Source organism: Brevibacillus laterosporus LMG 15441, from assembly GCF_000219535.2.
GTDB lineage: Bacteria > Bacillota > Bacilli > Brevibacillales > Brevibacillaceae > Brevibacillus_B > Brevibacillus_B halotolerans.
On record NZ_CP007806.1, the window covers coordinates 2,756,669 to 2,770,900 of the forward strand.

At 31.0% G+C, this 14,232-nt stretch carries 15 protein-coding genes and 2 pseudogenes; 5 read left to right on the forward strand and 12 right to left on the reverse strand.

Annotated features, from left to right (window positions below):
• The first annotated feature begins 15 nt into the window (after positions 1 to 15).
• From BRLA_RS25275 to BRLA_RS12035, 5 genes and pseudogenes are all read left to right on the forward strand, one after another.
• On the forward strand, positions 16 to 252 hold the full coding sequence (locus BRLA_RS25275; protein ID WP_197718117.1) for a DUF932 domain-containing protein: 237 nt from the start codon (positions 16 to 18) through the stop codon (positions 250 to 252).
• Positions 253 to 660: 408 nt separating this feature from the next.
• Positions 661 to 1,043: pseudogene (locus BRLA_RS25280) on the forward strand (JAB domain-containing protein); the annotation flags it as partial.
• The gene (locus BRLA_RS25285; RefSeq protein ID WP_119912818.1) at positions 1,009 to 1,269 is read left to right on the forward strand and encodes a YqaJ viral recombinase family protein; all 261 of its coding nucleotides are present in this window, start codon (positions 1,009 to 1,011) and stop codon (positions 1,267 to 1,269) included. The pseudogene BRLA_RS25280 and the gene BRLA_RS25285, both read left to right, overlap by 35 nt.
• Positions 1,188 to 1,580 (forward strand): hypothetical protein, encoded by a 393-nt coding sequence (locus tag BRLA_RS24095; RefSeq protein WP_003337735.1) that lies wholly within the window; start codon positions 1,188 to 1,190, stop codon positions 1,578 to 1,580. The genes BRLA_RS25285 and BRLA_RS24095 overlap by 82 nt, the downstream gene beginning before the upstream one ends.
• 230 nt (positions 1,581 to 1,810) lie before the next feature.
• A pseudogene (locus BRLA_RS12035) lies at positions 1,811 to 2,840 on the forward strand (IS3 family transposase).
• A 959-nt stretch (positions 2,841 to 3,799) separates the two neighbouring features.
• Here BRLA_RS12035 and BRLA_RS12045 read toward each other — a convergent pair.
• The 12 genes from BRLA_RS12045 to BRLA_RS24435 all read right to left on the reverse strand — a co-directional run bounded on the left by BRLA_RS12045 (position 3,800) and on the right by BRLA_RS24435 (position 13,735).
• On the reverse strand, positions 3,800 to 5,038 hold the full coding sequence (locus BRLA_RS12045) for a radical SAM family protein (protein WP_003337739.1): 1,239 nt from the start codon (positions 5,036 to 5,038) through the stop codon (positions 3,800 to 3,802).
• A gap of 18 nt (positions 5,039 to 5,056) precedes the next feature.
• Positions 5,057 to 5,788, reverse strand: coding sequence for an aldo/keto reductase (locus BRLA_RS12050; RefSeq protein ID WP_003337741.1), 732 nt, complete (start codon positions 5,786 to 5,788; stop codon positions 5,057 to 5,059).
• Positions 5,778 to 6,554, reverse strand: a complete 777-nt coding sequence (locus tag BRLA_RS12055; protein ID WP_003337742.1) for a hypothetical protein — start codon at positions 6,552 to 6,554, stop codon at positions 5,778 to 5,780. Before BRLA_RS12055 ends, BRLA_RS12050 begins: the two co-directional genes overlap by 11 nt.
• A 22-nt stretch (positions 6,555 to 6,576) precedes the next feature.
• The gene (locus BRLA_RS12060) at positions 6,577 to 7,830 is read right to left on the reverse strand and encodes an MFS transporter (RefSeq protein WP_041752172.1); all 1,254 of its coding nucleotides are present in this window, start codon (positions 7,828 to 7,830) and stop codon (positions 6,577 to 6,579) included.
• Entirely contained in the window at positions 7,820 to 9,064 is a 1,245-nt protein-coding gene (locus tag BRLA_RS12065; RefSeq protein WP_041752173.1) for a hypothetical protein, read from the reverse strand. Before BRLA_RS12065 ends, BRLA_RS12060 begins: the two co-directional genes overlap by 11 nt.
• Before the next feature lie 23 nt (positions 9,065 to 9,087).
• Positions 9,088 to 10,320, reverse strand: a complete 1,233-nt coding sequence (locus BRLA_RS12070; RefSeq protein WP_003336406.1) for an ATP-grasp domain-containing protein — start codon at positions 10,318 to 10,320, stop codon at positions 9,088 to 9,090.
• Positions 10,298 to 11,296 (reverse strand): class-II aminoacyl-tRNA synthetase family protein, encoded by a 999-nt coding sequence (locus tag BRLA_RS12075; RefSeq protein ID WP_003336405.1) that lies wholly within the window; start codon positions 11,294 to 11,296, stop codon positions 10,298 to 10,300. The genes BRLA_RS12070 and BRLA_RS12075 overlap by 23 nt, the downstream gene beginning before the upstream one ends.
• Positions 11,289 to 11,534, reverse strand: a complete 246-nt coding sequence (locus tag BRLA_RS12080) for a hypothetical protein (RefSeq protein WP_003336404.1) — start codon at positions 11,532 to 11,534, stop codon at positions 11,289 to 11,291. Before BRLA_RS12080 ends, BRLA_RS12075 begins: the two co-directional genes overlap by 8 nt.
• A gap of 34 nt (positions 11,535 to 11,568) precedes the next feature.
• Positions 11,569 to 11,886, reverse strand: coding sequence for a MazG nucleotide pyrophosphohydrolase domain-containing protein (locus BRLA_RS12085; RefSeq protein WP_003336403.1), 318 nt, complete (start codon positions 11,884 to 11,886; stop codon positions 11,569 to 11,571).
• Between the two features lie 40 nt (positions 11,887 to 11,926).
• Positions 11,927 to 12,589, reverse strand: a complete 663-nt coding sequence (locus tag BRLA_RS12090; RefSeq protein WP_003336402.1) for a Type 1 glutamine amidotransferase-like domain-containing protein — start codon at positions 12,587 to 12,589, stop codon at positions 11,927 to 11,929.
• 237 nt (positions 12,590 to 12,826) lie between these two features.
• Positions 12,827 to 13,201 carry a 4'-phosphopantetheinyl transferase family protein gene (locus BRLA_RS25290; RefSeq protein ID WP_081870816.1) on the reverse strand — a complete coding sequence of 125 codons (375 nt, stop codon included), beginning with the start codon at positions 13,199 to 13,201 and terminating at the stop codon, positions 12,827 to 12,829.
• A 393-nt stretch (positions 13,202 to 13,594) separates the two neighbouring features.
• A complete protein-coding gene (locus BRLA_RS24435; protein ID WP_193376687.1) occupies positions 13,595 to 13,735 on the reverse strand; it encodes a hypothetical protein in 141 nt (46 codons plus the stop codon).
• Positions 13,736 to 14,232 lie beyond the last annotated feature (497 nt).

Genomic DNA, 14,232 nt, shown 5'->3' on the forward strand with positions numbered 1-14,232 from the left:
ATCCTTAGCCCATACATGGTCTTTTCTAACAGCCATGACGGTAGCGGAAGTATCAAAGTGGCAATGACCCCAATTCGGGTTGTTTACCAAAATACCTTGAACCACCTTGCCCTTAGTACTGAAAAAAGAATGTGGGAAACCATTCATACTGGAGATATCAAGTCCAAACTGGAGGAAGCAAAGAGGACGTTACTTATGGCTGAATCTTATATGGACTCTACGAGTCGAGTCAGACCGATTAAACCAAATTAAACTTTTAGATCGTAAGGTCATGGAATACATCGAGCTCCTTCTTCCCTTGACTGACAGCGCCTCAAAAACTCAAGAAAAAAATAACCGGCTGTTGCGAGCAGATATAACAACATAGATATTTCGATGCTCCAGATCTTATTGATGTCGGTAAAAATGCATTTCGCTTTATCAATGCCGTTTCCGATTTTGCCACTCATGCAAAACCGCTGCGAGAAACAGAATCGTACAAAGAAAACCTGTTTCTAAAAACAACGGAAGGAAATCCACTCATTGATAAAGCTTATGAAATCATTGTAGCCTCGGCATAATCCCATTTACAGGATTGCCAAGGCATTTTTATTTCCTTTTTGTAAAAATCAATTAGATGTATTGGAGGTTTTCCAGATTGATTCTTACAAGCAAACGGAATTGAAATCCTTACTGACAGATTCTTTACGTGAAAAGCCAGGCAGCTACATTATTGAAGAGATATTTACTATGTTCCCAACAACAAAAGAACTACTCCAGGCAACAGTAGAAGAACTAGTGAGCATCAAGGGAATTGGTACAGCCAAAGCCCGTCAAATTATATCTGCCCTAAGATCAACTCACACGCTCTCTATTCCTTCTCACTGCTCATACACCGTCCGTAAGCCTGAAGATGTATACAAACTGTTATCATCCGACTTAAGTCATTTACAGAACATTTTGTTTGCCTTTTGCTTAACACTAAAAACTACGTAATTGGTAAAGAAACGATCTCTATTGGGTCGCTTAATGCCAGCATCGTACATCCAAGAGAAGTTTGCAAGTAATCATCCTAAATGTGCCGTTCTTGAACAAAAAGTGATTTATGCTCATCCCCAACACGATTGGGCTTTAGGAAATCTGGACCGCATGATCATTTGTCCGAATCGCGGGCGCGGTATTTTTGAGATCAAAACAGCCAGCGATATTTGCGTAACGAATGGGATGACGGGAATATCCCTGACTATTATTACGTCCAATTACAATGGTACTTCTTTGTCACCGGGCTAGATTGGGACTACTTTGCTACGTTGATCGGAGGAAACAAGTATCGGGAATATGAAGTCATGCGTGATGAGGAAATTATTAACCAATTGCTTCGACTTGCGAGTGACTTTTGGTATCATCATGTGCTTACTCGTGAGGCTCCTCCTGTTGACGGTTCCGATGCGTCCACTATTCTATTAAGTCGTATGTATCCTGAAGCGACTAATAAGTTGAAGATACAGATGGAGCAAACAGACATTTTTGAGAAGTATTTCGAGAAAAAACAGCAAATCAAGCATCTTGAAGAAGAGGTTTCTGAAATCACTCTCATTTGATCGTCTCCAATGGTCATCGATACAAAGAATCGCTATTACACAGTAAATAGTTTCAGGAATGGTAAGTAGTACATTTTTAATTGCCATTTGGTACATTTCTTACTTGCCAAAAACAGATACGCTTCGCTTAACCAAACACCGTTTCTTTCTATGTTTAGTGGAGTTAGTATTGTTTCATGGACACCTCTTAGTTAAGTCCTTACAATGAAAACAAGAGGAGATGAGTCCGGATGAAACACAAAAAAACGAACAAGAGATACAATGAAGATTTTAAAAGAACAGTGGTAGATCTTTATCACTCTGGTTACTCTGTAAAGGAATTATCTAGCGATTATGGTATTTCAGAAGTCACTATTTACAAATGGATCAAAGAATTTACTCCTCTCGGAGAAGCAGGACAATCTATTGCACCTAAAGAGATTGCTGCTATGAAGAAGGAAATGCTTCGATTGAAACAGGAAAATGAAATTCTAAAAAAGGCTATGGCCATATTCGCGAAAAAGTAGAAATTGCAGAACTGAATCAAATTATTGCAGCAAACAGAGAAAAGTACTCTGTACAGACTATGTGTGAGGTACTCAATCTTTCCAGAAGTACATACTATCAATTCCAAAAGAAAGAGCACTCTCCACGTCATAAAGAGAACCAACTGATTACAAAGAGAATGATTGAAATTTATCAGGATAGCAAGGGACGTTATGGTGCTCCCAAGATTCATTATCTTTTGAATAGAGAAGGCTTTTCTATTAGCCAGAAAAAAGTGCAACGATTAATGATTAAGGCCGATATTCGATCCATTACGCGTAAGAAATTCCGCCCACAAGGAAGCAAAGACAGAGTTATGGAGAGACCTAATCTACTTCAGCAAGATTTTAAAACAACATCTAGTAACGAGAAATGGGTAGCAGATATTACGTATATTCATACTCTTCGGGATGGTTGGTGTTATTTGGCATCCGTTCTTGATCTACATTCTAAAAAAATCATAGGGTACTCTTTTTCACGCAATATGTTAAGCAACTTCACATTGTTCACTCATTTAGCAGAAAGCGCTGTCCCTATGACAATGCCTGTATCGAATCGTTCCATGCCATTTTGAAGAAAGAAGAAGTAAACCATGTGACTTACATTGATTATGAATCCGCAAAGCTTGCGCTTTTTACATATATAGAAGGTTGGTATAACCGAACCCGAATACATGGTAGTCTAGGCTACAAAACACCTCAAGAAGTAGAAGACTTGCAAAGAAAAGCATCCTAGTGCTTAACTTAATTGTGTCCAAGATATTGACTCTAATCCATAGCAATTAAGACATCTTCTGTTTAGTATAATAGTAATATTCTTAACAAAGTGCTAATTTTTCTATCAATATCTGACGAATTTTATAACTTAATGTTTATTATAGTGTCTGGGCTAGTTTAATTGGATGAGTTTATATAACTCCGCATGGAAGGAGAGCGATTGTTGTTTCGTAGAATTTAAGCATGAAATCCAACTCTTTCGTTTTCTTTAATTATATAACAAGAACCAGTACACGAACGTACTGGTTCTTGTTTTTACAGAAAATGTATGAATTTTGCAAAGCCCTCTTCAATAGCAGGTTTTATTATTTCACCTGTCTACTTTTAGTGGAGCATATCACTTTAGGGACAGCCCCTTCTTAAATTTCCAAAATTAATGTCAACGAACAGCTGTAGCATTGAAATAAAGTTATATTTTTTACCATTTTACCAGTAATGCTCAATAATCGCTCCTTCTTTTTAACTTTAAAAGTATAGATGTAAACAGAAATGACAAAAGTAGACCCAAGGAAAGCTAATATTGCATTCCTATTTCGCTTTTCTATTAGTTCAGAGACACCCTTAACCAACATCATGCTCCTAAAAAACAACATATAAGGAAATAATTCATTATTATCAGTTATCAATCAGTACACTGCTAAACCCATCGCAGTCACCACAAAGATACCCCTCATTACTTTTAACAAACATCCGACTCCTAGACAATCAACGTATAATTTTATAAAATAACCATGCTTTGTTTTTATAGGAGACGTCTCCCGCGAAACTGTTGGTACAGGTCCACATTTTAGGAAGGCGTCGTTTCCCTTCTCAAACAAACATCTCGGTTATACGTCGGTTAAAGTCTGGTCAAGTAATAACATTGACATTCTGAATTTTTAGATTAGAAAAAGATAAATTAATAATAAAACTATTCAATTAAATTGAGTTTGATATTATTCTTAAGATTGATTGTTTGATAGCAGGTGTAAATTCCTTTAATGGAGGAGAAGTCTCGACTTTTAAATTTTTCTCATCCAAAGATAAAATCTTAACAGGTATTTCCACTCTATCTAACTCCGCCTGGGCTCTATAGACACTTTGATCGTCTATTTTAGCGTTGTTACATTTTTCTCGTTGTGATATTGGGCAAACAGATATTGAACAATCATGTTGTTTTTCAAACTGTAATAAAGTAATACTAGGTACTTCAAGAGCATGTGTTAAAGCACAGGAAGAATGATAGTATACGGGGGTCGTAGGAAAATATTCTTTTGTAACTTTTACAATATAGTTCCATAAATCATCCGACATACTTTTAATATTATCCTCTTTTATAATTGGAGGCATTTCTAAATCTCTTGCTTCTGTCAAACCGTATTCTATACCCTCAGTCCACCTAAGACCACCAGGTACAATAGAATCAATCATTCCATCATAATTTTCCTTTACATATTTCACCATATGGAGAACATTTTCAGGTGTTCCATTCCACTCAGGAACAAATGGTCTCATGTACCAGTTTACTGAAATATTATCAATATGCTGAATTTTTTCCAGGTTCCTAAATCTGTTATTTTGGGCAGGTTCTATTTCTTTTGGAGCATTAGCCCAACAAAGAGAAATAATAATCCTATTTGTTTTAGTGATTTGCTCAAAATCTGTTATTTTTTGAGAAGGGATACCATACTTTGTAACAATCCAAAATGGATTAGTTAATCCTCTTTTTACAAATGCCTGCATTAAATCAAAGGTACTGTCTACTACCTCTCCTTTTGCAAATGGTTCTGTACTTGAAGTGCCAATACTAATAAGACTAGTATTCGCAATAAAATAAGGATGTTCTATAAGACTATCTACAATCTCGTCAATGGAGAAATTATTCCTTTTTACAGGTTGAACAAGCATTTTTCCATCATCACCAATGTCTTCAATCATCCCTTGTACGTGGCAATAACTACATTGAAAAGAACAGCCTGTCCACAAATCAATACTAAAAGAATTGTTTGAAACACTTACACAGGAAAGAGGATGACTTCTATCTGGTACCAATACAGCGTACATATAATCTCTCATAAGATAATCATTATCACTTCTTAAACCTTTAACAGGGCTAAAAGTTTCAATATTAGCTAATTTAAAGTAATCATTCTTGGATATTTCTTTATTCATCAACATAAAAACACTCTCCATCATTTATTTTATTATAAAATCAATATTTTGTTTAACTTGTTCTTTATTAGTCATTCCGATTGCAATAAGGTCAGAAATGATTGCCGCTTTTCTGATCTTTTCTCTAATATATAAATCTTTATTTTCTTTTGGAATCAAATTCCCTTGTTTAAATAAACTTCTAGTAATAATCTCAACTTTATTCAAAGTCAGTAATTCTTTATTACTTAATACCCACTGATCATTATCGTTATAAGGAACTTCTACAATATCTATAAGTTGCAAAACAGTATCAGATAGATTCCCACAATATGAGTTAGGTAAAGATATTCCGATCTTTTCGCAATATCCTTTTTCTTTTAATTTCCTTAAATAATCTAATATCTCTAGTGAAGATATCCAATTATCGCTCCAATTATGAAGTAGAAAAGTATTTGGATAGCAATTTAAATTGTTAATAGATTTTCTTACACAGGATTCTATCCAATCAATATCATAGTATTCAGAAATGTGAGCTTGCACTTGTAAACTAGGCTTTGTTTTAGCAGGGATCTTTGTAATTATGTTTAACCTATTAACATTAGTTTTTGAAATTAATCTTTCAATTTCACCATCCTCATAAGCTAGAGCTGTATCAATATTTCTTATACCTAAATCAATAGCAAACTCTAACAGATTTAAAGCATCTTCTTTTGTAACTTTGTTAAATGATTTTTCAAATTGCCAAGTGCCAAAACATATTTTTTTAAAATTCATATTTCCCCTCCAAAACTAAATGGTTTAATATCTTGTTAGCAAAGATACTTGTATCTCTACTATTTTCTGTTTTCGAAAAATAGGATAACATTTGATAAAAATAGGTGTTAAGTTTGGAGTCCAATTTTTTAAACCCGGTCAAGTCCGAGCAAGTTAATAATGAAGATAACCTAATAAAAGTAAGTAACAAGTCATTTCTTATGATTTTAATTTCTAAATCACTTATTTTACTATTAAGGTAGTTAATTTTTGTATTAATTTCACACTTACATTTTTCAATTATCATATTTCTAAAATCTACTTCTCTCCCACTAATAAAATTTAAAATATCATTGAAATTATTCTCTCTATCATAAATTATTGTGCATTTCAACAGATCTTGTATTAACATTTCTGGAAGCCAATATCCTATCGCCCATTCTCTATGTTCCCCGATGGGGTTATTTTCTTTAAATAAACTATAAACCTTATTACTAAACTCTTTATTAGTATACAGAGCTAAATTAATATCTTTATTGTTATCTTCAAATGTAATCCTAATGCTGTCATCAATAGTTGAAATATTGTATTCACTGAATATATTTTTTAGTTTCCCAAAAACCTCCTCATGTTCGTGAAGTATTAATAAATCATAATCATTAAAACTATCACTGATATTGATAGAACCAACTAATGCAATACCATTAATATATTCTTGTTGTTTTAATACATGCATTATATTTAAGGTAATCTGATTCAATCGATTCTTAATTTTATTACTTATCATAATATCCTCCCTTATCAGTTTTTTATTTGTATTGAGATTCCTTTGATCTTATTGCAATATCTATAGATTTATAAACTAACATATAAAATATTAAACCTATTAAGACCATTGAAATTCCAAGACTTATATATATAACTCTTATATTTATTAAATCAGTTAGTAGGCCCGATACACCAATTGATAGTGGTAAAGATATTTGTGAAATAATAAAAAGTACAGAGTTAACTCTTCCCAAAAAATTTATGGGAGTCATTTGTTGAACAAGAGTGTTATAACTAACGTTAAACAATATGATCATAGCAATATTTATAAAATTACTAATAGATGCCATGACAACATTAGTTGAGAACCCTAAAGAGATTATACCTATACCTAAAAAACTAATATTGATTAGGAAAATAACTGAAAAAGATTTAACATGATTTTTTATTTTGGGAACTAAAAACCCCATCATAAGTCCACCTATAGAACCGCATGCATAAATAATACCAATTTCCATAGATGAGGCATTAAAACTATCTTGTAAAAAATATACTAATAAAGCTAATATTGGTCCTAGAGCGATATTAATAAAAAAACTACCTAATGCTACCTTTATTAAAAAGTTATTTTCTTTAAGAAAAACAAAACCTAATTTTATTGAATGAAAAATTGAATCTTTTGAGGAAGCAACTGACTCATTTAATTTAGGGATTGACATAAAACCTGCCAATACTATTAATATGAAGAAAGATGCTACATCAATCAAAAGGACATCTTGGACACCAAAGATTCCAATTAAACTGCCAGCTATTACAGGCCCTATCAAACGGCTAGCAGAATTAATCAACCCAAATTGAGCATTTAAGGCGGCATAATATTTCTTATTAAAAAGCATTGGAAGTATAACGCCTTCAGCACTCAAGTAAAAACTACTTAATAACGCAACAAAAGCTGCCAATATACAAATTGTTAAGGTATTTAATAAATTATGTATGCTTAATAAGTAAATTAATCCTACAATTCCTCCCTGTAGTAGTGCTGAAATTATTAATATTACTTTTCTATTTGTACGGTCAACTATTACCCCCGCCCAAAGTGAACTTAACAGTTTGGCTAAATACTCACACGCGACAACTAAAGATAAAGCAAAACCTGAGCCTGTTAATTTAAGAGTAAGGAGCGGTAAACCTAGCAAATAAAGTTGATCTCCCACACTTGAGAAAAACTTGCCTAGAAATAAAAGTCTAAAATTCTTATCTTTCCAAATAACCTTTAAATAATTTTCATTTTCCATACTTTTTTACCATATACATATTTTTGTCGTTAGCATTTATTTCGTCTATTAGTTTTTCAGCTTCTTCACGTATAATCACTTCAAAGCTTTCTTTCCTATCTGTTAGTTTATCTGAAAACAAAAAAGATACATCAAAATTTGTAAATGAAGAGTGACATAACACTTTAATACTTAAAAAATGTTTTTTATCTCTTGGCAATATTTTTTTATATTCTATTTGCTCATCACCATTTTTAGATTTACCATTAACAACAAGAACAATAGGTTCCATATTTTGAATAGAAGATGCTGAGACTTTTTCATTCTCTAGAAAATTGGCATATTCTTTAGCATTCCTGTAAGGGTTATTCTTATAAAACCTAAATTCTTCTAACTTATCATCATTATTAGAAGATCTGTTTTTAACCAACATTATCTCGTCATGGTAATCACCAAAATCCCGAGCATAAATCACTCCGTCAAAAGTTCTTCCTCCCACTAATAAACAAAGTGGAATATTTAGGTACTCAGGGAAAAACCTAAATAAAGAATTATAAACAACTAGATACCAAAATTCTTCTATTGTTAAGTACCTTTGTTTTAATAACCTTTTGGTGGAATACGTAAAGGAAAAACTTTTATTATTTATTACTTTATGTTCTTTATATATTTCGTCCTTTATATCGGAATACTTAGAGAACCTTTGATAATTACTAGCATCCAAACTATTAATATATGTAATATAGTGATTTATTGCTTTTTTAGTCCTAGTTGGACCATGTAATAAATTATCTTTAAAATTATATCCTCCATCAAAAATTATGTGGTTAAATATCCCGACAAAGTAAATTTTTTCATCTTTTATTATAAATGCCATATTATATAAAAGATGATTAGTAATTTCTCGTGATTTTAAATCTAGAGATAGATTTAAAATCAGATCATCTAAAGAGTCCGATTTATCAAGTGTATACACTGGTATAGGTATGTTTTCGTTATATTCGTATATTTCCATCATTACTAAAGTAGGGTTTTCTTTGTTTAATGTGCATCGCAGCAATTCTTCCTGTTTGATTATCTCTTTCATGTTTTTAACTAATAGATTTACATCAACCTTTTCAAAACTTACAATACAAGGCACTAACCATTCTTTTATATTTTTATATTCTAAATACTTGCGCTGTATAGGAAAAATTCGTCTTGTAAATTTTTTTTGATTAATTATAAAGGTATCAAAGTTACTTTGTTGATTCATTTTCCCCCTCCTTTTACTATTTTTTATTTATCAACCTTTAGGTTTAAACCGAAATTGGTATCCACATAATGTAACAATTGATCTAAATCATCATAATAACCAATTAGAAGACACAGTTTATTCCCTGAATTGAAAGTTTTAGGACCAATATATTCATTTTCTTTAGTAATTTGAAGTATATCTACCCCAGAAATATTTTTTAGCGAATTAATTTTCTCTAACCCCTGGATCCCCTTAACTCGTCCATAATTCTCATAGCCTACATCATAATAGAAAGTTAATTTCTGATTCTTTTGTTGGAGTAATTTTTTGTAATTCGAAATATAATTTTCCTCTCCTAATAGTATCGATAAATATAAATGAAAAATGTCAACGTTAAATTGTTTTTTAAATAAGCTGTAATTAGTTGTATGTCCGCTAGGTCTGAAGGCAGCTTCTATTAAACTAAAATTCCCATTATTATGTTTAATCTCTACATGCGTCGCACCATTCCTCATACCTATCGTATGAACTGACTTGTTAGCAATATCTATAAGCTTGTCATTTAAATCTTTATTTATATGAGGCGGTATATAGTACAAGGCATCATGAAAAAAAGGCGGATTAGTTCCGTATTTCCCCATCACAAATGAAGCAACCGGTTCACCCTTATACCAAAATGTATCTACGCAAAACTCATCACCATTAAAATATTCTTCAATGATAGTACCTCTAAGTGTTTGTTCATGATTAGACGCTTTTTCCCACATTTTTATTTTTAGATATTGTTCTTTCATTTCTTGTGGATTATTAATCAGCTTAACCCCTGTACTACCATAACTTGATTTTGGTTTTATTATGCAAGGATATTGTAATTCTTCTATATCAGGTGAAGTTAGATATAAATAATTACTAGTGGGTAATCCTTCTTGAATCCATTTGTCTTTCATAAGAGATTTATCTCTAAGAACATTTAAGTCATCAAATTGATTATCATAGTAACCAGTACATTTTTTCAGTTTTTCCGTTACAACTACATGTTTTTCACAAGCTGTAAATAATGCATCTAATCTAGTTTCCATAGATAGAATGTAATCCACAAGTTTTTGAAAATCTGTTTCTATAAAAATATCTAAATTGATATAATTAATGTCGTCTGATGGGGAAGGAGTTAATTCTTTAGATACTATATAAATCTGATAATTATATTGTTGTTTAAGTGAAATTAGCTCCTTAATAAAAAAGGGAATTGGTTCAATAACCATAAATTTTTTCATCTTTTATCTCCTCTAAAATTTCACTAATTCTGTTTATTCCAAAACCAACACACATTGTTTGTATAAAGGTTTTATTATTATTTTGCATTAAAAACTTACGAGAAAAATAAGAACCATGAAAATTTATTGAAGTCACGGAAATATATTTGTCTTCACTTTTGGAATATACCTCCAACTCTAGTTTAGACTTATTTAATATTTGATATAGTACAACTTCAGGGTTATCGCTCATAAAAGTATCATTAGCTATTTTTATTCTAAATTTCTTGTTTAAGTTTTGACCAATACACCAAAATAGATAAATTATTTTTTCCCTAACTTTAAATAGTTCTGCTTCATTTCCGTAGAATACTAATTCAGTCATTAAAAATTTCGATAATCTAAATTTATTATAGAATTCTTCCTTCCTATAGCATTCACCAGTTATTATCTGGGTTGAAAAGCCAGTAATAATTTGTTCTTTATAACAATGATGACAGAGCGCAAAAGTTTTATACTCTTCGCTAGTTCCACTAGTTCCTCTTACTACACTTTTATTTTTATCTAATCCCAATTGTTTTGCTGATTGAATATTAATATTATTAGGTGCTTCCTTTACTCGTTCTAAATCAATATCAAAGATATCAGATAGTAGTTCGATCAAATCTTGGTTAATATCATTAATGCTACATTTTTTTTCTATATACTTTTGGATCAAATTTCTTACAGGTTCTCTAATCTCTACTATATCTAATTCACTTATTTTTGATGAGTTTAATATTAATTTTTCTACATTAAAAGAATTGATCGAACTCTTCTTCCATATTTTTTCAAAAGCACTGATTTCTTTGAATATATTAACTAATGATTTATCTTCTGATGAATAAACTTTTTGATTTAATAGCTTAATCTTTATATTTGGATTCTTAATTTGAAAGTATTCATATAAAGTTTCTTGTAATTCTTTAGGAAATTGTGATATTTCTACATTATTCATTTTTACATTCCTCAATTAAAAAAAGTTCTATATCATGTAAGCTATTAATTTCATTTAATTTTTCTTCAGACAAATTGTATTTTGTTTCAAGCTCTACAAGAATTCCCATATAAGAAAGTGAATCTATTCCTGTAGAAAAAATACTCCAATCCTTCCAATTATCATAATTTTCTTTTATCTCCAAGAATAATTCTTCTGATACATGTTCCTTTAATACCATTTCAAATTCAAAAAACATATCTTATCCCACTTTCTCGCCATATTTAAAAAAGTTAACTTCCAAATCGTTTTAAAAGCTTATGCTTATGCTTGTTTATTAATTCATCTAAAGAAATATTGTAATTATTAGCAATGATTATGACATTTGCTAATAAATCACCTAGTTCTTCATATAAATTTTCTTGTATTCTATGTCTATCATTAGGAATCGAATCTGGTAAATCTTTTCTGATCTCATAAAGTCTTATAGCCTGGGCCAATTCTCCAACTTCCTCAAATAAAAAACCTAATTTTTGAAAATTGGTAGTATCAGTCCATCCTCTTCGGTTATAAAAATGAATAAGCCATTCCTCAAAATCCTTAATTTCCATTTTATTAATACTCCTCCTGAACCAATCATATAAAATATTTCTACCTTAAATATCTAAAAATATTATCGTTAGCTACTTTGTAAATTTTTTTACCTAGGAAATCGACAGAATTATTTGATACCCTAATTCCTGACGTGTCAGATAAACAAAAAATAGTCTTAATCTGGTTCTCATTAAAGATTTGTATTAAATCTTTTATTTGTACATAACTATCTTTATCAAAATGTACATCAATACTAAAATCCACTAAATTTAATCCTTCAAAAGTTATTATTCCCTTAGCTTCGTGAACTGATGTTAAGATTGCATTTTTACACATATTAATGGCTCCTGCACTTAGTCCTATTACCACCCCCTTAAAATTTCTAATAGGTTCTATCAGGTTATTTTCTTTTAGAAATTTATATTGGCATAATGTATCCCCCCCCATCAAAAATATAACATCAGCATCATTGATAAAGTTCTCCATTAATGCAGTTTCCATATTTTTATGTAAAATAGTTACATATTTGAAATTTATTTCATTAATTTCAAATAACCTAATTATTTCACTAGCATATTTTTTTGAAACTAAAATATTTTCAGGAGATGTAGGAATAAATACAATTCTCTCCCTGATAACTAAATCTTTTTTCAAATAGCTAATTAGTTCTTTATCGAAATCTTCATTATAATTTAATCTACTTAAAAAATATCTAATCATTACAATTATCTGCACCTTTTTGTCAAAATTAACTTTTCAATCATAATGTTTTTTCGTTTAAAACTCTACCATAAATAGGAAAATATTGCAATGTTTTTTTCATTCCTCTTAAACATTTGTTTGCTAAGGCCAACCAATAAATTTGAATCATATTCTTTAACACTGGATTACCCTCTATCATTGTTAAAGTAGAACAAATTAACATTAGAAAATAAATTATTTTTTGAATAATCCCTTCTATAAGGAAGAGAATTCGACGATTTCCAACTTATCAGGAAAACTATCATCTCTTGCACATGCAGTTATTACGTAATCAGATTCAAAAGTATAATGTTTGAAGAAAACTAAGGAATTGATATATGTTTGCCTTACACTAAATACTCCTTCACATTTACTGCAATTTGAGTTTAATGGTATAGCCAATCCCCTGCCAATCATCTTTACAAAACCTTCCTTTTTAGTCCATAACTGATAGTACTCATATAACCGCTCTATTTTCTTTTTATTATTTATTGCACGGACTTCTTCAACCGTGAATAATCGTTCGAAAATTTGAATATCAACTGGCCGAATTTTTTCAATGTCTACTCCTACTTCTTGCTTGTGAGTAATACAAACAACCCATTTACCCGAGTGTGAAACATTAAAAAAAGTCCTTTAGGTTTGAGTAAGTAAAGGCTTCCCAAATGAATTTTATACAAAAGAGATATCCTTATTTTCATATCAAATTTGTTACAGATTATAAATCTTATTAGCAGGTCTCCAATTAAAGTGCTATATTGGTCATATATTCTTTTGTATTTTTCGATTTTATGCCGCTTTTCTTCTAAAACTATTCGTAACAATTGCATAAAAAGTTGGGATTCAATATGTTGAGGAATTCGTACTGCATAGATATCAACCATTTTTTCCACCTAAAATACAACTTTTTCAATTCAATTATACTAAGCTATAATTGTCATATTTTTTCGCTTTCTGCTAATTCAATAGATTTAAATATTCTTATTATTCGATATTTTTTTGTGAGTAGGGGTGATACCAGCGTAGCTGACAGCACTCTTTAATGAATGCTCCCTTTACACCGTCAGCAGCTACCTTCTCCCAAACGATCGTTCCTTGATGGTACGACATGTCGATAATTTTCATGTTGTTTTTATTGCCTGCTTGCAACACTGATCAGTCCACCGTTTATTTGTTGTCTGTTTGCAAAACAGGTATATAATCTTTGCGATTCACCTTTCCCTTTCAATACTTCAACGACCCGCTTGATCTACCACCTTAGTCGGTCGCTGTACTTCCATTTCCTTTTCCCCTTTAATGATAGTGGCCTACTTCATTATCACCATACACAGGCACCCTTTCAAAATTTTACACACTTGATTCAACTCTAAAATAGTATAGTTCAAAGAAACAAATGTATATTATTAGCTTGATACAGATACATCAGAACGATATAGATGCCGATCCGGTGTATCTGAATTCAATTAAAAACACGCTAACCTTGGCTGTTTTATACATTCAGAAAAGAAAGAAAGATGTAGGTATGCCAGCAAATGTTTATAGTATGTTTTATGTAAAACAATCTCCATAGCATGGTCTTGGGAAACAAGTAGAGCAAGCATTTTCTTCCTAAGAAGTCTTAA